The sequence below is a fragment of the Pseudomonas sp. B10 genome (assembly GCF_900156235.1).
In the GTDB taxonomy this organism is placed as follows: Bacteria; Pseudomonadota; Gammaproteobacteria; order Pseudomonadales; family Pseudomonadaceae; genus Aquipseudomonas; species Aquipseudomonas siliginis.
This window is the reverse complement of record NZ_LT707063.1, coordinates 1,925,228-1,946,093: the sequence shown is the minus strand read 5'-3', so window position 1 is coordinate 1,946,093 and position 20,866 is coordinate 1,925,228. Positions and strand designations below refer to the sequence as shown.

Genomic DNA, 20,866 nt, shown 5'->3' with positions numbered 1-20,866 from the left:
ATCATTGCGCCCGTCAGCCCCGCCGGGGCTTATGGAAAACCTCCATGGACTTACCCAGTAGTTGTTCAGTAAACCGTTTCACCAATCATGAATTGACTGATTGATCCTTCCGGCGTGCCCCGCTGCTGGGAGTGGAGTTCGCCTATGTCCGAAATCGAAGTAAAGAAAACACAGGAAAGCCTGCAGGACCGCCTGGCTCAGGTCGTCGAGTTGCTGCAGCGCCAACGTGTCGTTGAAGACCTGACTCATCGCCAGGAAGGTCCGCACCACGACCGCGTGGAAAACCTGGTTCACCGGCAAAACCTTGTCGAGCTGCAACGCAAGCTCGATGATCTGCACTCCGCCGACGTCGCCTACATTCTTGAAGCCTTGCCGCTGGACGATCGTCTGACGCTCTGGCAACTGGTCAAGGCCGACCGCGACGGCGACATTCTTCTCGAAGTATCCGATTCCGTCCGTGAAACGCTGATCGCCGACATGGATGATCACGAGCTCCTGGCTGCGGCCAAGGACATGGACGCCGACGAACTCGCTGACCTGGCCTCCGAGCTGCCGCGCGACGTTGTCCATGAGCTGATGGAGAGTCTGGATAACCAGCAGCGCGAACGCGTGCGCTCGGCCCTGTCCTATGACGAGGATCAGGTCGGTGCGCTGATGGACTTCGAGATGGTGACGATCCGTGAGGACGTCAGCCTTGAAGTGGTTCTGCGTTACCTGCGTCGCCTCAAAGAGCTGCCCGGTCACACCGACAAACTGTTCGTGGTCGATTACGACGGCGTGCTCAAGGGCGTGCTGCCGATCAAGCGCCTGCTGGTCAACGATCCGGAGAAGCAGGTCGCGGAAGTGATGGCCAGCGATCCGGTGAGCTTCCACCCGGACGAAGATGCCTACGACGCCGCTCAGGCGTTCGAGCGTTACGACTTGATCTCGGCGCCGGTGGTCGACAAGAACGGCAAGCTGATCGGCCGTCTGACCATCGATGAAATGGTCGACCTGATCCGTGAGGAAAGCGAAAGCGAAGTCCTCAACATGGCCGGTCTGCGCGAAGAGGAAGATATCTTCGCTTCGGTGTGGAAATCCCTGCGTAACCGTTGGGCGTGGCTGGCGGTGAACCTGATCACTGCATTTGTCGCATCGCGGGTGATCGGTCTGTTCGAAGGTTCGATCGAGAAGCTCGTGGCACTGGCGGCGCTGATGCCGATCGTGGCGGGTATCGGTGGCAACTCCGGTAACCAGACCATCACCATGATCGTGCGCGCCATGGCGCTGGATCAGGTCAGCACCGGCAACACTTCGCGCTTGATGCGCAAAGAGCTGGCGGTCGGTTTGATCAACGGTCTGGTCTGGGGCGGGGTGATCGGTGTGGTCGCGTACATGCTCTACGGCAGTTGGTCACTCGGCGTGGTCATGACGGCGGCGATGACACTCAACCTGTTGCTGGCGGCGTTGATGGGCGTGTTGATCCCGATGACGCTGGCCAAGATGGGCCGCGATCCGGCGATGGGTGCCAGTGTGATGATCACCGCTATGACCGACAGCGGTGGCTTCTTCATCTTCCTCGGCCTGGCGACAATCTTCCTGCTCTGATCTTGTGCAATGAAAAGCCCGTCAAATTGACGGGCTTTTTTGTGCCTGCCAAACAAATACGGGCGCAAGTACAAGAACGGTGGCGAGGGGATTTATCCCCGCTGGACTGCGCAGCAGTCCCATTTTTTTGGGGCTGCCATGCAGCCCAGCGGGGATAAATCCCCTCGCCACACTCAATTGCCAAGCGGCCATCTGTCATATTGCGGGCAAAAAAAAGCCAGCAATCATGCTGGCTTCAATATGTTCGGTATAACTCAGGACGCGTCTGCGGCCATTTCTGCGTCGTGTGCGATCAGCGACACCAGGGCGTTCTGCTGACGGTGCGACAGCTGACGGAAGCGTTGCAACAGCTCGCGCTCGTGCAGCGACAGCTCCGGGCTGTCCAGGCGCATGCTCAGCTCTTCGCCCAGTGCGCCTTCCTGAATAAGACTCTGCTCAAGGCGCGCAATGATCTCGGAGTTCATGCTGCGATGATGATTGCGAGCCACCTCGGCAATGCGTTCACGCATTCCGTCTGGCAGACGTACGACAAACTTGTCAGCCGTACGGCTGGAATAAATTGCCTGTTTCAATGGGCGCATATATTTAACCGGTTAGTTCAGGGGAGCGGTTCTCGGGATTGGCCGCAGGATGTGTGGTAGGACAAGCATCCGGACCAATTGGTTCAACCTGAATTGTTAAGAGGCCGGCATCATGCCTCAAAATTGCCAGATCATTGGCGTCAATTCTGTGACAAATATTGAGCCGGGTAAAGGCGTAATGCCAGCACCAGTTGTCAGAAATGCGGACTGGTTGGAAAACTTTCCATCCTCCCGTATCGCTGCCCGCTTTCGCATGCACATCTGTTGATGTCCGAAGACCTCAGAACGTGCATGCTATGCGGCTCGCTATTCTTGATCCCTATGTGTACAGGATAGTGGCAATTTGCCGATTTACTAGAGGCAGGACCCGTCGGAGGGCGTTTTCGGGATGGATGGCAAGCTTTTTTACCTGATGGGGCCGTCCGGTTCGGGCAAGGACAGCCTGATCGAAGCAGCGCGTGAGCCATTGCGTGAGTTGAACTGTGAAGTGATGCGCCGGGTGATTACCCGATCAGCGGAGTCAGTCGGCGAAGATGCAATCGGCGTGACGCCTGAAGAATTCGACCGGCGACAGCACGCTGGCGCTTTTTCCTTGGCCTGGCAAGCCAACGGTCTCTCTTACGGCATTCCAAGGGAAATGGATGAATGGTTGCAAGCGGGCCGGCACGTACTGGTTAACGGGTCGAGAGCGAACCTGCGTCAAGCAATGGAGAAATATCCAACGCTGGTGCCGGTTCTGCTGACGGTCAACGATGAGGTCCTGCGTAAGCGCTTGCTCAAGCGTGGCCGGGAAACCCCTGAGCAAATCGACGCCAGACTCGCGCGTAACGCACTGTTCAAAGACCGAAGATCCAGCGACAACCCCGTTCATCAGATCGACAATTCTGCTGACCTTGCTGTAGCTGTCTCTTCGTTATTGGAATTGATTCGGCTCAACGCAGAACCGGATCGAACTTGATCTTGCGCCCTGCAATCAGCGCCAGCACAAACAGCACCGCAAACACGCCACAGCCAACCAGAGGCAAGGTGACTTCCGTCTCCTCGAACAGCGCCAGATGGGTAACGCCACTCAGTAAAGCGAGGATCAGAAATCCTGTCGCTGATTTGGACATGTTGTACTCCTGAAGATATTTCAAAAAACCAGACGTTCGGTGGTTGGCGCCGAGGCTAGCTCAGGCTCGCTGACCATTTGCGTAGAGGCATCGCTGCGATCACTCAACACCGCCCACTGCGGCGCTTTCTGCACCTGCAGGTAATGCGGCATGCGCTGCGCCACTGGCTGCTCGATGTCCGCCTTGGGAAAAAAATGCGATCCGAGCAAGAAAGCCAATGCCGCTGCGTTTGCAAGCAAGAGGGTGCTGTTCATGGCACGACGCTCCAAGTTGTTCTTTTTGATAGAACAGGCATAGCAGCCGCCGTGCCAACAGTGTAACGGCTGATAAGTCCTTTAAAAACAAGGGTTTGGTATGTTTTTTCCGGCGACGCTGATTGCAATCTGCAATGACCGCATTTCCGCGCAGTGCAATTTGCCCGGTAAAAGTTCCCGCAATCTTCCAGGGCGCTTGCCTACACTTAAAAAGCCCTACGGACGACATGACAAAACAGAGGCTGGCCGTTAACATGCACGCCGTCTGTCGCACCGTGTACAGGCCGCGTCGATCAGTGTCTCAGTAGCTCAATTGGATAGAGCATCCCCCTCCTAAGGGGAAGGTTGCAGGTTCGAACCCCGCCTGGGACACCACCTCTTCAAAAAACAAAAAGCCCCGTCGCACTTACTCGTGCGGCGGGGCTTTTTGCGTTGGAGCGCTGGCGAGCTTTACAGCAACTCCGAGCGGCGCAACGCCTCGATGGTTTCAATCAGGTCGTCGTACGCCACCGGTTTACCCAGATGCTGATCGAACCCGGCTTCACGGGACTTCTGCATGTCGCTCTGAGTGCCATAACCGGTGAGGGCGATCGCCGGTACGTCTTTCGCCAGCGGCAGCTTGCGCAGGGCAGCCATCAGTTCATAGCCGGTCATGACCGGCATGCCGAGGTCGGAGATGATCAGATCGTAGCGCGTGGTCTCAGCGTCTTTCAGCGCTGCCACGGGATGGTCGAAGGCCGTCACTTCGGCATCTTCCATTTCCAGGAGCATTTTCAAGGTCTCCAGCACTTCCGGCGAGTCGTCGACCAGCAGGATGCTCAAGCCCGCCAGCTTGCCCGACTCCGGTTCTGCCGAGGGCTGCTCCGCGGTTTCTACGGTTTCGGTCGCCAGCGGCAGGCATACGGTGAACGTGCACCCGGCGCCCAGGCCCGGTGAGGCGACCCGTACTGTGCCGTGTTGCGCCTCGGTCAGTTGCCGTACCAGCGACAAGCCAATGCCCAGTCCTTCGCGTTGATGATTGGTGTGCTGCTTTTCCGCCTGGCCGAACAGGTCGAACACGTGTTCGAGATTTTCCGCTGCGATACCGACGCCATTGTCCCTGACGTTGAGTTGAGCCATTTGCCCGCTTCTGCTGGCAATCAATTCGATGCGTCCGGTCGGCGGGGTGAATTTCAGCGCGTTGTTCACCAGATTCCAGATGATCTGTTCGACGCGGGTCGGATCGGCATGGATGAACAGCGACTCTTCGGGCAGTTGCAGGTCGATGTGCGTTGCATGCTGTTCATTCAGCACGACCGTGTGGATGTCACGCAGCACAGCGCTCAGGTCGACGCGGGCCAGTTGCAGCTTGAGCTTGCCGGTGCGTACGCGAGCCACGTCGAGCAAGTCGTCGATGATCCGCGCCTGGCTGTTGACGGCATCGCAGATGGTATTGACCGCTTTGGTCGCCGGTCCGGCGGTGCGGATCATTGGCAAACGGCGCAACAGTTCGGCGTTGAGCTGGATCAGGTTGAGCGGGTGCTTGAGTTCGTGGGACATGACCGCGAAGAACTCATCACGCAGGGACACCGTATTGCGCGTCTGCGCCAGTTCCTTGCTCTGTTCATCCTGCTGGCGCTTGTGCCCGGTCAGGTCGCGGGCGATTTTCACATAGCCTTGCAAGCGATCGCCGCTGAGCAAGGTGACCTCGCCGCTGCAGAAGAAACGGCTGCCATCCTTGCGCACATGCCAGCGCTCATCCTCAGAGCGGCCGTGCTGGCGGGCGGTGGATAATTCACTTTCAGCCATGCCGGCAGCACGGTCTTCGGCTGTGAAGATGAAATCGTAGTACTGACCTTCGGCCTCGTTTTTGCTGTGGCCAAAGATCAGTTCAGCGCCTTTGTTCCAACTGGTGATCGCACCCATTTCATCGAGGATGATAATCGCGTAATCACGCGTACTCTCAGCGACCAGACGCATGCGTTCTTCGCCCAGGCGCAGCTCTTCCTCGGCTTCGCGGCGTTTGCTGATGTCGATGAAGGTCAACACGGTGCCGTCGATGTGGTCTTCGCTGGAGCGATAAGGCAGCAAGCGGGCGATGTACCAGCGGTTATCGGTACTGTTGACCTCGCGTTCGATCATGTTCAGCGATTCGAACACTTGCGCCGCGTCCTCGGTCATCGCCGGGTAATTCAGGCGATGGGTGATATCCAGCAGTGAACGGCCGGTGTCTACCGGCAACATGCTGAAGATGTCGGTGGCGCGCGGCGTGAACCATTTGATGCGCATGCTGCGATCGACGAACACCGTAGCAATGTCGGTAGACGCGATCAGATTGGTCAGATAATCGTTGATCTTGTCGGTTTCTTCGACTTTGGTCTTCAGCTCGTAGTTGACCGTCAACAGCTCTTCATTGATTGACTGCAACTCTTCCTTGCTGGTCTCGAGCTCTTCGGTGGCCGAGCGCAGTTCTTCGTTGATCGCCTGCATCTCCTCGTTGGAAGCCTTGAGCTCTTCGCTGGAGATTTCCGACTGTTCGATGGTGTCCTGCAAATGCAATTTGGTGCGTTGCAGCTCACGTTCGAGGTTGGAGAGCACTTGGCTTTCAGTCTGCAGCACCGTGGTCAACTCCTGCTCGTGCGCGTCGATCTCCGTTTCATCGAAGGTCACCAGCACGCACTCGCTGTCGAAGTCGTCGTCCTTGTACGGCTGCGCAATCAGCGTGATGCGGTATTGGCGCTCCTCGCGCTTGAGCAGCACTTCACGCGAGCGCACGGTGAGGTTGCTTTGCTGCACCTGGAATAGCGTCGTGCGAATTTCCAGGCGCAGTTCCGGCAGGATCAGCGTCAGCAGGTTGCGTGACAGCTCGCCGCCGACATGCCGCAGGAAGCGCCCGGCGGCTTCGCTCATGTGAAGGATATCGGCGTTGGTGTCGACGATAATGCTCGGCGGGGCGAAGCGTTCTATGGCGCGGCGGTGGATATCGGCAAACGACAGCTTGACGGGCTCGATGGCTTTCGATGGCGGTCGGGAAACGCTGGTGCGCATGTAACCGCCACGCGGCATGGTCGGGGTGCGGCGGCTGTTCGCGGTACCGGTCTTGGCGCGGAAGATGCGGTTGCGCTTGTCCACTGGCGCGAACAGTTCATGGCAGGCATCGGCGCTTTCCGAGGTGCCGAGAAACAGGAAACCGCCCGGTCGCAGGGCGAAGTGGAACATCTGCAGGATTTCCCGCTGCACCTCGCGATCCAGGTAAATCAGCAGATTGCGGCAAACGATCAGGTCGATCTGCGAGAACGGCGGATCGGACAACAGGCTGTGCTTGGCGAACAGCACTTTCTCGCGGATTTCCTTGCGGATCCGGTAGTGGTCATCGTCTTTGACGAAATAATGCCGAAGGCGTGTTGGCGGTACGTCGGTGACGATGGCTTGCGGATAGGTGCCGGCGCGGCCAGTGGTGATCGCGCGTTCGTCGATATCGGTGGCGAACACTTGCAGGTTGGCCTTGCTGCTTTGTACCTGCATCTGATCATCGAGCAGGATCGCCAGGCTGTAGGCTTCTTCGCCGGTCGAGCAGCCGGCAGACCAGACGCGCAATTCTTCTTTTTCCGACGAGTCGGCAACCGATTGCACCAGTTGCGGCAGCACATCGCGCTCAAGGGCTTCGAAGGCTTCGCGGTCACGGAAGAAGTTGGTCACGCCGATCAGCATGTCGCCGAGCAGGGCCTTGGATTCTTCCGGGGTATTTTGCAGGTAGTCGTAATAGGCGCCGAGGTCAGACTGGCTGGTGACCTGCATGCGGCGCTCGATGCGGCGCAGCACGGTGGCGCGCTTGTAGTGTTTGAAGTCATGGCCGGTGCTGCTGCGCAGGTACAACAGGATTTCATGCAGGCGTTGTTCGGCGATCGACGCTTCGTGTTCGTTTGCAGGCTTCAAGGCTTTCAGGTCGGGATCATTGGCGCTGGGTAATTTGATGTTCTGAGAGTTGCGCCACAGCTCCATCAGTTTCTGCGGCATCTCGACCACTGGCAGTATCAGATCGACCATGCGCGTCTCGATCGCGGCGCGCGGCATGCCGTCGAACTCGGCGTCTTCCGGCACTTGTACCAGCGTCACGCCACCCTGTTCCTTGATTCGCGACAAGCCCACCGCACCATCGGAACCGGTGCCTGAAAGCACCAGGCAAAAAGCCCGCTCGCGATGCACATCGGCCAGATCGCGGAAGAACAGGTCGATGGCAGTGTGGCGCGCTTGCGGTGAGCCAGCGGGGCTGACGCGCAGGTAGCCGTCATTCATCGTCAGCGAGTGCGCCGGAGAAATCACGTACACGCAGTTCTTTTCGATCGGCACCGGCTGCGTCACTTGCAGCACCGGCATGCGCGTCGATTCCTGAATGATCTGGTCGGCGATGCTCTGGTGATCGGGCGACAGGTGCAGAATGATCACGAACGCCATGCCACTGTCCTTCGGCATATGCTCGAAAAACAGCTTGATCGCTTGCAGGCCGCCCGCCGAGGCGCCGATGCCCACCACGGGGAAATTCAGGTGGCTGGGTGTCAGGTCCTTGCGTTCGGGCGCAGAGGGCGAGGCAGGGGTTTTCGAGGTCATCACTTCGGCCTTTTTTGTGGCGGTACAAGCGTATCGCGGACGTCCGGGGGCGCAGGTAATTGAGCAGAATAAACCTCATTTGCGGATCTGCCTGCACTTTTGAAGGACAAATGTGCTGCCTGTGTTTTTGACATCCGGTGATTGGCAACCGTGCCGATTAATATTCCGGCGTGATGATCGGTGGTCAGTCGTCGTTGATTTCGACTTTGCCAAGGCTCCCACTGACCTCGGTTACATGCCGACGGCCGAAGACTTCGTAAGTAGTCCCGCTCGCCTCGACGCCCGGCTTGCGCACGGCCAGTTGGGCGAATAACCCCGTCTTTTCGCTGTAACTGCCGAACCAGTCAATCAGCGCCCCGATGTAGCATTCGCCGCCGATCATTACCGGCAAATCGGCAATCTTTTCGATGGTGTAGTGCCCTGGACCGTAGCTGTAGTAATCGTCGCCTCCGGCACCCGTGGGAGGAATAGGGCAAAGGGGCGCGTTAGCGGTTGATTCCGATGCGACTTTCATTACCTGAGTGATGGCGTGTTCGAGTGCCCCTTGCAGATCCGCGTCAAGCTCATAGGTGCTGGTGCCATCCTCTTTATGTTGAGTCGTGGGCACCTGCAGGGCGTAAGCGTAACGCACGGACACCGTCGGTACCTGACGGTTGATCTTCAGCGGATTGAGCAGGTACAGATTGTCGACACCGTAGGCGCCGTTTCGGTAGGCGGCATAGATTCTGTCGTGAAGCTTGATCCAGCTGATTGCCTGATTAGCGCCACGGTCGTTGGTGTAGAACAGCGAGCTTTCCGGCTCGACCGATCTCTTGACGAACCGCTCGCCCTTGCGGCGCCAGGTTTCCACGTAGGTGAACAAGCCGGTGCCGCCTGCGTATGTGTCGACGATAAGGTCGCGCTGGCCATCATTGTCCAGATCCAGCAGTGCGTAGGAAGACCGTCCGGTCTCGGCGGCGCCGTCGATGCTTGACGCGTTCAATGCTTTCCATTCGTCCTCGCTCACGCCTTTGGGACGCGACTTGGGGAAGTTGGTTTGCTCGCCGTAGCTGTCGACTGGATCGCCCGCGAACGATGTCTGCGAAGACTCGAAAGCCCGTGCGGCCAAGGCATGTTCCAGCGCAAATTCCGGGTGGCTTTTGCTCTCGGCACGAATGCTTTGTTGCAGATCGTTCATCGCTTGAACATCCACGGTGTCCGGCTGCCACGCCACGGCTTGTGTCCACTGTGCCTTTAATATCTGCAGTCGCTGGCGGTAGCTGCCATCCAGGCAAGCGACATCGTCCGCGCAGGCGTTGCGGGTTTTCAGCCAGGCGCGCTGGGTGCGCTTGAGTTCAGGTTGCCCCGCTGTGGCAGTTGTCATCAGTTGGCGATACAGCGTGCCCATCTGCGCGTCGAGCTCATAAAGCGGTTTATTCGCGCAAATCATGTTTTCCACGTCGTTCGCCGCTTTTTTGCAATCCATCGCCGCCGCTGTCGCTTGCTGGATAAAGACAAGCAAACACGCTGACAGGATGTAGCGTCCCTTGATGTACACGATTCAGTCCTTATGCAAATCCTTGAGCAGGCGCGCAGAGTAATACTCCAGGCAACATTCTTGAAGCACCACCCTCAGGCCCGGGCATTTTTGGCCGATAACCCGAACGGTGAGTTCAGACTCCAGCGAAATCGCTTGATGGCGCATGGCCTCCGGCTATCATCTGCGCGCCTGAAATCGCCTCGGTTCGTTTTCTTCAATTGCCTGGAAATCTTCGATGTCGTCGTATCACCAAAAAAGCTTTCTGATCGTCGATGATTTTTCCGATTTCCGCAGTTCCGTGCGTTCGATGTTGCGTGAGCTCGGCGTCAAGGATGTCGATACTGCCGACACTGGCGAGCAGGCGCTGAAGATGTGCTCGCAGAAGTCCTACGATTTCATTCTTCAGGACTTCCATCTCGGCGACGGCAAGAAGAACGGCCAGCAGGTGCTCGAAGACCTGATGTCGGAAAAGCTCATCAGCCACGAAGCCGTTTTCGTCATGGTCACCGCCGAGACCAGTCAGGCGATGGTGCTCAGTGCGCTGGAGCATGAGCCGGATGCGTACCTGACCAAGCCGTTCAACCGTTCCGGGCTGGCCCAGCGCCTTGAGCGTCTGGAGCAACGCAAGACGTTGCTCAAACCGATTCTGCAGGCCCTTGATCGCGGTAAGCCGGTCGAGGTGCTCAATGCCTGTATTGCCCTGTGCAAACAGGACATCCGCTATTCGCCGCTGTGCCTGCGTTACCGCGCCGATGCGCTGCGCGACATGAATCAGAACGAAGCGCTGGAGCGACTCTACGACGGCATCATTGCCGACCGGCCGTTGCCGTGGGCCTTCGCCGGATTGGGCAAATTATTGTTCAAGCGCGGGCAGGTCTCGCAGGCCAAAGAAGTTTATGAAAAGGCCTTGAAAGTGTTCCCGATGATGCCGGCGCTGTATGACGGCATGGCCGATGTGCTGGTGGCCGAAGGCGACAGCAAAGGCGCGCAGCGGGTGCTCGAAGAAGCGATTCGACTGTCGCCATTGGCGGTGCGCCGTCAGGCTTTGCTCGGCAAACTGGCGATGGCCAACGAAGATTTCGAAACCGCCTCGCGGGCTTATCGTCAGGCCGTGGCGCAGGGCGCGCAGTCGCGTTTCAAGGACCCGGAAAGCAATCTCGGCCTGGCTCATGCGCTGATCAGCAAGGGCAGCGATCGCGGCCTCGACACGCGCACGCGGCTGGAGATCAATACCACCCTCAGCGCCGTGGCCAAAGAAAACCCGAGCGACCCCGGCCTGCAAATCCGTGCGCGACTGATGAAGGCCACCAGCCTGCTGCTCAACGACGCTGAAACCGCCGACAAGCTCACCGAACAAGCACTGATGCGCCTCGATGGCATGGAACAGTTCATGAGCCCCGAGGCGGCGTTGCTGGTGGCCAAGCAGTTGCAGATGCTCGGTCAGGCCGAGGCGGGCACTTCGATGCTCAAGAGCTGCGCGGAGATCTACGGTGACGACCCAGCGGTGATGAAAGACATCGCCAAGCTCACCGACGATCCGACCATTCTCAGTTCGAGCAACGCTGCGGCCGATCTCAACCGCCAGGGCGTGCGCGTGTACAAGACCGGCAATCTGGTCGAGGCCCGCGAGGTGTTCCGCAAGGCGCTCAAGTTGCAACCGAAAAACATCAGTATTGCGCTGAACCTGGCCCAGTCGCTGCTGCACGGAACCGACACCAGTGTGCCGTCGGCGGAGCTGGAAGAATGTCGGGCCTGCCTGAAACTGGTTGGCCTGATGCCCGACACCGACGCGCGTTTTGCGCGTTATCAGAAGCTGAAAAGCAAGGCGTTTGGCGAATGAACTCAATAGATCCGGCGCTGGATTTTTCCACGGTGATTGCCTCCACCGTTCACGACATGAAGAACTCCCTGGCCATGCTGATGCAGGCGCACAGCCAATGGCTGGCGCGTCTGCCGAAAGAGCTGCGCGACGGCTCGGAGCAGGGCGTGATCGACTTCGAGTTCGCCCACCTCAACGGCATGCTGGTGCAGTTGCTCGGGCTGTACAAACTCGGCGTCAACCAGTTGCCGCTACAGCCGGCCTATCACGAACTCGACGATTTCATCGAGGCGCAACTGGCCGCGCATCAGGAAGTGTTTGCCAGTCGCGGCATCATCGCCACCTATGAAGTCGATCCGTTGAGCCCGCTGGGTTTCTTCGATCGCGAGCTGATCGCCTCGGTGCTCGGCAACTGCATCAACAATGCGATCCGTTACGCCCGCGAGTCGCTGCTGATTACTGTCAGCGACGAAGCCGGGCAACTGGTGTTGAGCATCAACGACGACGGCGACGGCTATCCAGCAGAGATGCTCGAGCGTCAGGCCGATTATGTGCAGGGCATCAATCACAGCAGCGGCAGCACTGGCCTCGGTCTGTATTTCGCCAATCGCATCGCGGCGCTGCATCAGCGCAACGGCGTGGAAGGGCGCACCGAAATCAGCAATGGCGGGCCGTTGGGCGGTGGGGTGTTCAGCCTTTACCTGCCGTGACAGGCTTTTTGTTTGACGCTGCTTGATATTCCGAACAGCCGCAGCCTATTTTGTCCGGGTCGCCGTTCGCGGCTCGCACAACAACAAGGATTGCGTCATGACAACCGATGGCCAGGGTTCACTCGCGCAGCGATTGACCGGCATTGATGAGATTGAATGTGTCACCCCGGATCTGAACGGTGTGCCACGGGGCAAGGTGATGACCGCCGAGGGTTTCCTCGAGGGGCGGCGTTTGCAGTTGGCGCGGGGTGTGCTGCTGCAATGCATCATGGGCGGCTATCCGCCGGCGCGGTTCTACGGCAGCGATGACGGCGATCTGGCGCTGGTCGCCGATCCTGCGCAGATTCACCGTTTGCCCTGGAGCGACGAGCCGCGCGCCATGGCGATTTGCGACGCCGACGAACTGAGCGGGGGGAGCTCAAGTCTCTCGACCCGTGGTCAGCTCAAAGCGGTCATCGCCCGTTACGCCGCGCACGGTCTGGCGCCGGTGGTGGCGACCGAGCTGGAATTTTTTGTCTTCGCACCGAACACCGATCCGACTCAGCCGTTCCGTCCGCCGGTGGGCCTCGACGGCCGTCGCGAGGATGGTCAGTCGGCGTTCAGCGTCAGTTCCAACAACGGTCTGCGGCCGTTCTTCAGCGAAGTATATAAATGCATGGCCGCCCTGGGCCTGCCGCGCGACACCTTCATGCATGAAATGGGCGTCAGCCAGTTCGAGATCAATCTGCTGCACGGCGATCCGCTGCTGCTGGCCGATCAGACGTTCCTGTTCAAGCACCTGCTCAAGGAGGTCGCGCTCAAGCATGGCCTGAGCGTGGTGTGCATGGCCAAACCGCTGGCGCACACTCCGGGCAGTTCGATGCATATTCACCAGAGCATCGTTGAGATCGGCAGCGGCAAGAATGTCTTCACTGACTCGAACGGCGAGCCGACGTCGATGTTCCGCCACTTCATCGGCGGGCAACAGGCAGGCCTCGCCGATTTCACCGCACTGTTTGCGCCCAACGTGAATTCCTATCAGCGCCTGTGTCATCCGTACGCGTCGCCGAACAATGCCTGCTGGTCCCATGACAATCGCGCCGCCGGCTTGCGTATTCCCGCCAGCTCGCCGGTCGCACGTCGGGTCGAAAACCGCTTGCCGGGCGCCGACGCCAACCCTTATCTGGCCATCGCCGCCAGTCTGGCTGCGGGTTTGCATGGCATCGAACAGGAACTGGAGCCGAGCGCGGCAATCCAGGGTGAGTTCGCCGTGCCGGATAATCTGGCCTTGCCGTGTACCTTGCACGCCGCGCTGGAGCGTCTGAAACGTAGCCAGTTGGCGAGGGAACTGTTCGGGTCGGAGTTCATCGAAGGCTACATCGCTTCGAAGACCATGGAGTTGACCAGCTTCTTTGATGAAATCACTCCCTGGGAGCGCCGTGTGCTGGCCGCCCAGGCCTGACGTATCGCTGCTACCGGGGTGTCTTCTGACAGCCCGGTATTTACTGCAAGGAGCCGCTCGGAACGCCGATGCGCCAAATCTGGAAATCCTTTCGAGCGCTGTATTTTGCCTCGCTGATGATGTTGATCGGCTCAGGCCTTCTTTCTACTTATCTGGCTTTGCGTCTGGCCGCCGACAATGTCGACGGGCTGTGGGTCGGTGCGCTGATGGCGGCCAACTATTTCGGTCTGGTGCTGGGCGGCAAGATCGGCCATCGCCTGATCGCCCGGGTCGGGCATATCCGAGCCTACTCGGCGTGTGCGGGGATCGTCGGCGCGGCGGTGCTCGGCCATGGTCTGGTGGACTGGCTGCCGGCGTGGCTGGTGCTGCGGACGATCGTCGGTCTGGGCATGATGTGTCAGTACATGGTCATCGAGAGCTGGCTCAACGAGCAGGCCGATGCCAATCAACGCGGCCTGGTGTTCAGCGGTTACATGATCGCCTCGTACCTGGGCCTGGTGCTGGGCCAGCTGATTCTGGTCATGCACCCCGGCCTCGGTCTGGAACTGCTGATGCTGGTGGCGCTGTGCTTTGCCCTGTGCCTGGTGCCGGTGACGCTGACCCGACGGATTCACCCGGCGCCTCTGCACCCCGCGCCGATGGAGCCGCGCTTCTTTATCAAACGTGTGCCGCAATCGCTGAGCACGGTGCTCGGCGCCGGTCTGATCATCGGTTCGTTCTACGGTCTGGCGCCGCTGTACGCCTCGCAACAAGGGCTGACGACCGAGCAGGTCGGTCTGTTCATGGGTAGCTGCATTTTTGCCGGTCTGCTGGTGCAGTGGCCGTTGGGCTGGTTGTCCGACCGTTATGACCGCGCGCTGCTGATCCGCTGCTTTGCCGGGTTTCTGGCGGTGGCGGCGTTGCCGTTGGCGATCATGCCGCAGGTGCCGCTGGAGGTGCTGTTCGTTGTCGGTTTCTTCTGTTCGCTGGTGCAGTTCTGCCTGTATCCGCTGGCGGTGGCGTTCTCCAATGACCACGTCGAAGGCGATCGGCGGGTGTCGCTGACCGCGATGTTGCTGGTGACCTACGGCGTCGGCGCGAGCATCGGGCCGCTGCTGGCGGGTGTGCTGATGAAGTTTCTCGGCAGTCAGAGCCTGTATGCGTTCTTCAGTTTCTTCGCGTTGGTGCTGGTCTGGCGGATTCGTCCGAAAGCGGTCACCAACCTGCATCAGGTCGACGACGCACCGCTGCATCACGTGGCGATGCCGGACAGCATGTCGAGTTCGCCGCTGGTGGCGGCGCTTGACCCGCGTGTTGATGAGCAGGTGGTGCAGGAGCAGATGGTGCAGGATCCGGCGCCGGTCAATCCTGAGCCCGAACCGGAGCCCGTTGCGCAGCCGGAAGCAGTCGTTGCAGCCGAACAGGACAGCGGCGATGACGACAAGCCTGCGCCGGATATCAGCGGTGGCCGGCCTTGAGCCGAAGATAAACAACGGCGCATAAAAAAGGGCAGTCCTGTGCGGGACTGCCCTTTTTATTGGTCGCTGCGACTCAGAGATCGTCTTTGTCGAAACGCCGTGCTTCACGCTGCAACTGGTAAACAAACCGCTCGACGTTGCGCGCAGCCTGGCCACTGATGTTGTGGAAGCGCAGACCGGCGAAGGTGATGTTGAGTTTTTCTTCGAAATGCAGATAGCGCAGTTCGACCGATGTTGGCTGGTTGCCGAACAGCGGCGGGGCGATCAGGCGATCGTAGACCTGGCCCAGTTGCAGGCGATCAGTGATGTCGCCTTCGAAGCGGAATTTGCAACCGGTCGCAGAAATATCCAGCAGCTTGCCCTGAAGAGGAACCTTGAGCTTTTCGCCGCCCAGTTCAACGCTGACCAGATCGGTGAGCTTCAACGCAGCGCGGAAGGCGTTACGGCGCTGGTGATAGACCACTTCGCTCGGCAGGTCGCCGGTGTAGAAACGGTCACCGTCGGATTCTTCGATGTTCAGTGTGCCGTTGCATTCCCAGGCGATGCGTACGCCGTCATGAAAGCCTTCGACCTTGAACGGCTCGCCAGCCTGGAGGAAGCGCTCGCCGTCGCGTGGAATCATTTCATCCAGCGCGATCGTTGCGGTTTCGCGGTCGACCTTGATCAGGTAACTCTGAAAGCGCTGGCTGCGTTCATGGAAGGTGATGATCAGCGGATCGTGGCTGTCTTGCAGCTGGCGCAGGTTGCTGGAGATTTCCAGTGGCGTGGTGAGCACCTTCGGAGGCTGCGGAGCATCATCCGCGCTTAGGGTGTTGGACACGGTTCTTCAATCTCCAGACAAAATAAGACGACTGGCCAGTATTTTGCCAGCATGTTGCGCAGGTGGATAGTGCAGGGTCAGCGAATGGCTCATGCCTGGCTGAGCGTTCGCGGCTTGACCGGTTTGGCAAAGGTCCCGCTGGCGTCGTACAGCGCTGGCGGCTCACCGCCGGTGAGGATCTTCAGCTGGTTGGCCGTAGTCGCCTGCTGGATCTGGATCGACTGGCCGTTCTTGATGTTGGCTGCCTGGCATCGGGCGATCAGCGCGGTCAGGGCATCGCCCTGGGTCAGCAACTGGTCGCCAATGCTCGACTGGCTGGCCAGTTGCTCAAGACCTGTGCGATCGGTCGGCAGGTTGAGGCTGGCGAGGATTTCGCTGCGCTTGCGGCCATGCTGCTCGAGCAGAATGATCAACGCTTGCTTGGTCGCCAGAATTTCTTCCAGCAACGGCATGTCGCGACCATGCAAAGCGAGGGATTCGGTTTGCAATAACTCCAGCAATTGTTGCGCTGGAGCAAAGTCGTCGTTGATCAGTTGCAATAAGTTAGTGTCGTGCATGGCTGGCCTTGGGGTTTAAGCGTCCAAAAGCCTGGCGCCGGCAAAAGCCTAGCGCTGGGCTTCGAAGTTGAGCAGTTTGCTGGCTACACGGTTGCTGTCGACTTTATAGCTGCCATCGGCAATCGCGGCTTTCAACTCGGCCACACGGGCTTTGTCGACAGCAGGCTGATCGCGCAGCTTGTCAGTGACCTTCTGCAACTGTTGAGCCTCATTGCTGAGGTGTACCGACTCCCCGCTTTTGGCGACATTGGCCTGTTCGGCCTGGGTATTCAGCGGCGCGGAGGGGCTGTTTTCAGCGCTTTCCTTGGCGTTGCTGGTACGTGTGCTGCCGGTTAGTGACGAGGAACTGTTCAATCGGTTGAAATCGATAACCATGATAAAAAACCTCTGGGAATTTGGACGCTTGCCATGTTTTCGGCTATCCCCTGAAAAACTTTAGGCCCAATCAACCATAAGCTTGCATGCGCCGTTGCGAGACCTGCTGCGGCACAGTTTAGGGAAGCGACGGGATCGGCGCCAGTTTTCTCCACGAGGCTTTTACATGGCCACTTCGACCTGTCCCGGCGCAATCACCTGCGCCTTGATAACTCTTTGAGAATTAAGGTTTTTTACTCGAATCTGTTCTTTCATGCCGCCATTGGAGAGCGCTTCCCCCGGCATGCGTACGGCAAGGGTGCCGCTGCGCGCAGTGATCACCACCTGGTCACCCTTACGGACCACTTCGGCCTGTTCCAGATGCACCAGAGTTATGACCTGATCGGCGACCGTTGGTCGGGTAAGTTTCTGCCCGATCGCTTCGTCGACGGAGGTCAGGAAACCCTGGTTGATCGTGCTGACGTCGCGCTCGCGCAAGGTCACATCCTGCGGCTCGATAATGCCGGCGCGTTTCAGCGGACGAGTGGTCGTCACGATCTCGCGAAACAGGCGGACTTGAGCGGGTACGAACACCGTCCAGGGCGAACTGCCTTCGCAGCGAACCTTCACCGTGACGCGGCCCAGCGGGCGTGCCGGGCTCTCCAGCGTCGCTGTCAATTCCTTGTCGCACATGGGCATGCGCATGCGCGGGTCGAGCTGATTGACTTCGATTTCGTAGCGGCCTTCGGTTTGACTGGAAGCCAAATAGTCTTCTACGGTGAATTCAAGAAAGCCCTGAGTCACGCCGATAAGCATATCAGGCAAGGTAACCGCATCTGCATTGGCAGGACTGCCAGCAAGCGAGCAGCAAACGGCGACCACCGCGCAAAGCCCTTTGCGAAGGGTAGATGTCAGGCGTCGGGAAAATGTCGTTTGAGCGTTCATACGAGTTAAAAAGCAAGCGCCGTGCCGTTTAGCAATGAATGTGCGTCGCAACAACACTTGGCGTTGGTGTAGGAGTCTGGGCATGGCTGGTGTAATGGATTCGGTGAACCAGCGCACGCAACTGGTAGGGCAGAATCGCCTCGAGCTGCTGTTGTTCCGTCTCGACGGGCCGCAGCTCTACGGGATCAACGTGTTCAAGGTACGGGAAGTGTTGCAATGCCCGTCCCTGACGTTGATGCCCAAATCCAGTCCTGTCGTGTGCGGGGTAGCGAATATACGGGGAGCGACCATTCCGATCCTGGATCTGGCAATGGCAACGGGCTCCGGTGCGTTGAAAGACAAGAACAGTCCGTTCGTGATCATCACGGAGTACAACACCAAGACCCAGGGTTTCCTGGTCCGCTCGGTGGAGCGCATCGTCAACATGAATTGGGAAGAGATCCATCCGCCACCCAAGGGTACCGGTCGCGATCACTACCTGACCGCTGTGACTCGGGTCGACAACCAGTTGGTCGAAATCATCGACGTCGAGAAGGTGCTGGCCGAAGTGGCGCCGACGCCGGAAGCGATTTCGGTGGGCGTGGTCGATGTCGAGACGCAGACCAAGGCGTTGTCGCTGCGGGTGCTGACGGTCGATGACTCGTCGGTGGCGCGCAAGCAAGTCACCCGTTGTCTGCAGACCATCGGTGTCGAAGTGGTGGCGCTGAACGACGGCAAGCAGGCGCTGGATTACCTGCGCAAGCTGGTCGACGAGGGCAAGAAGCCGGAAGAAGAGTTCCTGATGATGATTTCCGACATCGAGATGCCGGAGATGGACGGGTACACCCTGACGGCGGAAATCCGTGGCGACGCGCGCATGCAAAAGCTCCATATCATCCTGCATACTTCGTTGTCGGGGGTATTCAATCAGGCGATGGTGAAGAAAGTCGGTGCTGATGACTTCCTGGCCAAATTCCGTCCTGATGACCTCGCATCCCGGGTAGTCGACCGGATCAAAGCAGCAGATATCAGCTAGGGGCCTTCTGCCCCTGGCGGTCAACACGATTTAAGAGGCGGCATCATTGTCTACGGGTAATTTGGATTTCGAACAGTTCCGGGTCTTCCTGGAAAAAGCCTGTGGCATTCTGCTCGGTGAAAACAAGCAGTATCTGGTCTCGAGCCGTCTCAACAAACTGATGGAGCAGCAAGGCATCAAGTCCCTGGGTGAGCTGGTACAGCGCATCCAGACCCAGCCGCGCAGCGGTTTGCGCGAGCAGGTGGTCGATGCCATGACGACCAACGAAACCCTGTGGTTTCGCGACACCTATCCGTTTGAAGTCTTGAAGAACAAGGTACTGCCGGAAGCGATCAAGGCCAGCCCCAACCAGCGTCTGCGGATCTGGTCGGCGGCCTGCTCGTCGGGACAGGAACCGTACTCGCTGTCGATGTCGATCGACGAGTTCGAGCGCAGCAACCTGGGTCAGTTGAAGATGGGCGTGCAGATCGTTGCCACCGATCTGTCGGGCCTGATGCTCAACAACTGCAAGACCGGCGAGTACGACAGCCTGGCGATCGGTCGCGGTCTGTCGCCGGAACGCCTGCAACGCTACTTCGACCCGAAAGGGCCGGGGCGCTGGGTGGTCAAGGCGCCGATCAAGAGCCGGGTGGAATTCCGCTCTTTCAACCTGCTCGACAGTTACGCAGCGCTGGGCAAGTTCGACATCGTGTTCTGCCGCAACGTGTTGATCTACTTCTCTGCCGAAGTGAAGAAGGACATTCTGTTGCGCATTCACAGCACGTTGAAGCCGGGTGGGTACCTGTTCCTTGGCGCTTCGGAAGCGCTGAACGGTTTGCCGGATCATTACCAGATGGTTCAGTGCAGCCCGGGGATTATTTACAAGGCGAAATAAGCGGTTTGCGCTGATACAAAAAACGGGAGGCCCGCAAAGGCCTGCCGTTTTTTTATGCCCGAATTATTTTCCACAAACCCCCTGTGGGAGCGAGCCTGCTCGCGATAGCGGTCTGTCCGTAAGACAGTTGGCGCCTCACACGCCCCCTTCGCGAGCAGGCTCGCTCCCACAGGGATCTGCGCTGACCTGGCAAGGACGGCAAGCGGCAGAAAAGCGGCATCCGGCGGTAACCGGTTGCCGCTTTTCTGGCATTGCCACTTTGCAAGTCCGGCGCAAAGCCCCGGAATACGGGGGTTGTTCCATTTGGCACGGCGCTTGCTAATGCTCAGATACGAAAAACCGGTCACCTGAAGGTTCCCGACATGAGCATCAGCTTCGACAAAGCGCTGGGCATTCACGAAAAGGCATTGGGCTTCCGCGCCCAGCGTGCCGAAGTGCTGGCCAACAACATCGCCAACGCCGACACCCCGAACTACAAGGCGCGGGATCTGGATTTCTCCAAAGTGCTCGAAGCACAGACCGAGAAGACCAAGACCGGCGGCCACTTTGCCATGAACATGACCAACAGCCGGCACATCGAGGCTGAAGGGCTGGGCAACGGCGACGAGTCGCTGATGTATCGCACGCCGATGCAGCCTTCGATCGATCAGAACACCGTCGACGCTCAACTGGAACAGTCGAACTACGCGGAAAACGCTGTCGGCTTCCAGGCCAGCTTCACCTTGCTCAACAGCAAATTCAAAGGGCTGGTGTCAGCCCTGCGCGGAGAATAATCCATGTCCCTGTCCAGCGTTTTCAACATTGCCGGCAGCGGCATGAGCGCGCAGACCACGCGTCTGAACACCGTGGCGTCGAACATCGCCAACGCCGAAACCGTTTCGTCGAGCATCGACCAGACCTACCGCGCCCGTCATCCGGTGTTCGCCACCATGTTCCAGGGCGGCCAGGCCGGCGGCAGCAATTCGCTGTTCCAGAACCAGGACGCTGCCGGGCAGGGCGTGCAGGTACTCGGCGTTGTCGAAGACCAGAGCAACCTCGAAGCGCGCTACGAGCCGAACCATCCGGCTGCCGACGCCAAGGGCTACGTCTACTACCCGAACGTCAACGTGGTGGAAGAAATGGCTGACATGATTTCCGCGAGCCGCTCGTTCCAGACCAACGCGGAAATGATGAACACCGCCAAAACCATGATGCAGAAGGTACTGACCCTCGGTCAGTAATAAGGGGCGACTGC

At 58.9% G+C, this 20,866-nt stretch carries 19 protein-coding genes and 1 tRNA gene; 11 read left to right on the top strand and 9 right to left on the bottom strand.

The window, feature by feature from the left end:
* Window positions 1–144: 144 nt before the first annotated feature.
* Window positions 145–1,587, top strand: coding sequence for a magnesium transporter (mgtE, locus tag BXA01_RS08700; protein WP_016773597.1), 1,443 nt, complete (start codon window positions 145–147; stop codon window positions 1,585–1,587).
* 254 nt (window positions 1,588–1,841) lie between these two features.
* On the opposite strand, the gene BXA01_RS08695 is transcribed toward mgtE, so the two are convergent.
* A complete protein-coding gene (locus BXA01_RS08695; RefSeq protein ID WP_003178899.1) occupies window positions 1,842–2,168 on the bottom strand; it encodes an Arc family DNA-binding protein in 327 nt (108 codons plus the stop codon).
* A 388-nt stretch (window positions 2,169–2,556) separates the two neighbouring features.
* Between BXA01_RS08695 and phnN the strand changes: the two genes are divergently transcribed.
* Complete coding sequence (phnN, locus tag BXA01_RS08690) at window positions 2,557–3,126, top strand: phosphonate metabolism protein/1,5-bisphosphokinase (PRPP-forming) PhnN (protein WP_076563866.1); 570 nt, start codon at window positions 2,557–2,559, stop codon at window positions 3,124–3,126.
* Here phnN and BXA01_RS08685 read toward each other — a convergent pair.
* Together BXA01_RS08685 and BXA01_RS08680 are read right to left on the bottom strand one after the other, a co-directional pair.
* A complete protein-coding gene (locus BXA01_RS08685; protein WP_016773599.1) occupies window positions 3,101–3,280 on the bottom strand; it encodes a PA3371 family protein in 180 nt (59 codons plus the stop codon). The genes phnN and BXA01_RS08685 overlap by 26 nt on opposite strands.
* A gap of 20 nt (window positions 3,281–3,300) precedes the next feature.
* Window positions 3,301–3,534, bottom strand: a complete 234-nt coding sequence (locus tag BXA01_RS08680) for a hypothetical protein (protein ID WP_056788077.1) — start codon at window positions 3,532–3,534, stop codon at window positions 3,301–3,303.
* 298 nt (window positions 3,535–3,832) lie between these two features.
* On the opposite strand from BXA01_RS08680, the gene BXA01_RS08675 reads away from it, so the two are divergent.
* Window positions 3,833–3,909, top strand: a tRNA-Arg gene (locus BXA01_RS08675).
* Between the two features lie 75 nt (window positions 3,910–3,984).
* On the opposite strand, the gene BXA01_RS08670 is transcribed toward BXA01_RS08675, so the two are convergent.
* Both BXA01_RS08670 and BXA01_RS08665 read right to left on the bottom strand, forming a co-directional pair.
* Entirely contained in the window at window positions 3,985–8,121 is a 4,137-nt protein-coding gene (locus tag BXA01_RS08670; protein ID WP_076563865.1) for a CheR family methyltransferase, read from the bottom strand.
* A 184-nt stretch (window positions 8,122–8,305) separates the two neighbouring features.
* Complete coding sequence (locus tag BXA01_RS08665; protein WP_076563864.1) at window positions 8,306–9,658, bottom strand: lysozyme inhibitor LprI family protein; 1,353 nt, start codon at window positions 9,656–9,658, stop codon at window positions 8,306–8,308.
* A gap of 217 nt (window positions 9,659–9,875) precedes the next feature.
* On the opposite strand from BXA01_RS08665, the gene BXA01_RS08660 reads away from it, so the two are divergent.
* From BXA01_RS08660 to BXA01_RS08645, 4 genes are all read left to right on the top strand, one after another.
* The gene (locus tag BXA01_RS08660; protein WP_016773603.1) at window positions 9,876–11,480 is read left to right on the top strand and encodes a tetratricopeptide repeat-containing response regulator; all 1,605 of its coding nucleotides are present in this window, start codon (window positions 9,876–9,878) and stop codon (window positions 11,478–11,480) included.
* Window positions 11,477–12,169 carry a sensor histidine kinase gene (locus BXA01_RS08655; RefSeq protein ID WP_076563863.1) on the top strand — a complete coding sequence of 231 codons (693 nt, stop codon included), beginning with the start codon at window positions 11,477–11,479 and terminating at the stop codon, window positions 12,167–12,169. The genes BXA01_RS08660 and BXA01_RS08655 overlap by 4 nt, the downstream gene beginning before the upstream one ends.
* A 199-nt stretch (window positions 12,170–12,368) precedes the next feature.
* A complete protein-coding gene (locus tag BXA01_RS08650; protein ID WP_172834031.1) occupies window positions 12,369–13,610 on the top strand; it encodes a glutamine synthetase family protein in 1,242 nt (413 codons plus the stop codon).
* Window positions 13,611–13,678: 68 nt separating this feature from the next.
* On the top strand, window positions 13,679–15,067 hold the full coding sequence (locus BXA01_RS08645) for an MFS transporter (protein WP_076563862.1): 1,389 nt from the start codon (window positions 13,679–13,681) through the stop codon (window positions 15,065–15,067).
* Between the two features lie 73 nt (window positions 15,068–15,140).
* Here BXA01_RS08645 and BXA01_RS08640 read toward each other — a convergent pair whose 3' ends face one another.
* From BXA01_RS08640 to flgA, 4 genes are all read right to left on the bottom strand, one after another.
* Entirely contained in the window at window positions 15,141–15,887 is a 747-nt protein-coding gene (locus tag BXA01_RS08640) for a flagellar brake protein (protein WP_016773607.1), read from the bottom strand.
* An 89-nt stretch (window positions 15,888–15,976) separates the two neighbouring features.
* Entirely contained in the window at window positions 15,977–16,444 is a 468-nt protein-coding gene (locus BXA01_RS08635) for a flagella synthesis protein FlgN (RefSeq protein ID WP_076563861.1), read from the bottom strand.
* A 48-nt stretch (window positions 16,445–16,492) separates the two neighbouring features.
* Window positions 16,493–16,819, bottom strand: a complete 327-nt coding sequence (flgM, locus tag BXA01_RS08630) for a flagellar biosynthesis anti-sigma factor FlgM (RefSeq protein WP_016773609.1) — start codon at window positions 16,817–16,819, stop codon at window positions 16,493–16,495.
* Window positions 16,820–16,981: 162 nt separating this feature from the next.
* Window positions 16,982–17,743 (bottom strand): flagellar basal body P-ring formation chaperone FlgA, encoded by a 762-nt coding sequence (flgA, locus tag BXA01_RS08625; protein ID WP_076563860.1) that lies wholly within the window; start codon window positions 17,741–17,743, stop codon window positions 16,982–16,984.
* A gap of 82 nt (window positions 17,744–17,825) precedes the next feature.
* On the opposite strand from flgA, the gene BXA01_RS08620 reads away from it, so the two are divergent.
* The 4 genes from BXA01_RS08620 to flgC all read left to right on the top strand — a co-directional run bounded on the left by BXA01_RS08620 (window position 17,826) and on the right by flgC (window position 20,852).
* Window positions 17,826–18,758, top strand: coding sequence for a chemotaxis protein CheV (locus BXA01_RS08620; RefSeq protein ID WP_016773611.1), 933 nt, complete (start codon window positions 17,826–17,828; stop codon window positions 18,756–18,758).
* A 46-nt stretch (window positions 18,759–18,804) separates the two neighbouring features.
* Window positions 18,805–19,632: a protein-glutamate O-methyltransferase CheR gene (gene cheR, locus BXA01_RS08615; protein ID WP_016773612.1), complete on the top strand. Its 828-nt coding sequence runs from the start codon at window positions 18,805–18,807 to the stop codon at window positions 19,630–19,632.
* A 362-nt stretch (window positions 19,633–19,994) separates the two neighbouring features.
* Window positions 19,995–20,405: a flagellar basal body rod protein FlgB gene (gene flgB / locus BXA01_RS08610; RefSeq protein ID WP_076563859.1), complete on the top strand. Its 411-nt coding sequence runs from the start codon at window positions 19,995–19,997 to the stop codon at window positions 20,403–20,405.
* Between the two features lie 3 nt (window positions 20,406–20,408).
* Entirely contained in the window at window positions 20,409–20,852 is a 444-nt protein-coding gene (flgC, locus tag BXA01_RS08605) for a flagellar basal body rod protein FlgC (protein ID WP_016773614.1), read from the top strand.
* Window positions 20,853–20,866: the final 14 nt, after the last annotated feature.

Excerpts from the sequence above, each read along its gene's own strand:
- BXA01_RS08680 (WP_056788077.1), bottom strand. The coding sequence starts at position 3,534 with ATGAACAGCACCCTCTTGCTTGCAAACGCAGCGGCATTGGCTTTCTTG.
- BXA01_RS08620 (WP_016773611.1), top strand. The coding sequence starts at position 17,826 with ATGGCTGGTGTAATGGATTCGGTGAACCAGCGCACGCAACTGGTAGGG.
- flgB (WP_076563859.1), top strand. The coding sequence starts at position 19,995 with ATGAGCATCAGCTTCGACAAAGCGCTGGGCATTCACGAAAAGGCATTG.
- BXA01_RS08685 (WP_016773599.1), bottom strand. The coding sequence starts at position 3,280 with ATGTCCAAATCAGCGACAGGATTTCTGATCCTCGCTTTACTGAGTGGC.
- flgC (WP_016773614.1), top strand. The coding sequence starts at position 20,409 with ATGTCCCTGTCCAGCGTTTTCAACATTGCCGGCAGCGGCATGAGCGCG.
- BXA01_RS08635 (WP_076563861.1), bottom strand. The coding sequence starts at position 16,444 with ATGCACGACACTAACTTATTGCAACTGATCAACGACGACTTTGCTCCA.
- BXA01_RS08645 (WP_076563862.1), top strand. The coding sequence starts at position 13,679 with ATGCGCCAAATCTGGAAATCCTTTCGAGCGCTGTATTTTGCCTCGCTG.
- BXA01_RS08670 (WP_076563865.1), bottom strand. The coding sequence starts at position 8,121 with ATGACCTCGAAAACCCCTGCCTCGCCCTCTGCGCCCGAACGCAAGGAC.
- phnN (WP_076563866.1), top strand. The coding sequence starts at position 2,557 with ATGGATGGCAAGCTTTTTTACCTGATGGGGCCGTCCGGTTCGGGCAAG.
- BXA01_RS08650 (WP_172834031.1), top strand. The coding sequence starts at position 12,369 with ATGACCGCCGAGGGTTTCCTCGAGGGGCGGCGTTTGCAGTTGGCGCGG.
- BXA01_RS08695 (WP_003178899.1), bottom strand. The coding sequence starts at position 2,168 with ATGCGCCCATTGAAACAGGCAATTTATTCCAGCCGTACGGCTGACAAG.
- flgA (WP_076563860.1), bottom strand. The coding sequence starts at position 17,743 with ATGAACGCTCAAACGACATTTTCCCGACGCCTGACATCTACCCTTCGC.
- BXA01_RS08655 (WP_076563863.1), top strand. The coding sequence starts at position 11,477 with ATGAACTCAATAGATCCGGCGCTGGATTTTTCCACGGTGATTGCCTCC.
- flgM (WP_016773609.1), bottom strand. The coding sequence starts at position 16,819 with ATGGTTATCGATTTCAACCGATTGAACAGTTCCTCGTCACTAACCGGC.
- mgtE (WP_016773597.1), top strand. The coding sequence starts at position 145 with ATGTCCGAAATCGAAGTAAAGAAAACACAGGAAAGCCTGCAGGACCGC.
- BXA01_RS08660 (WP_016773603.1), top strand. The coding sequence starts at position 9,876 with ATGTCGTCGTATCACCAAAAAAGCTTTCTGATCGTCGATGATTTTTCC.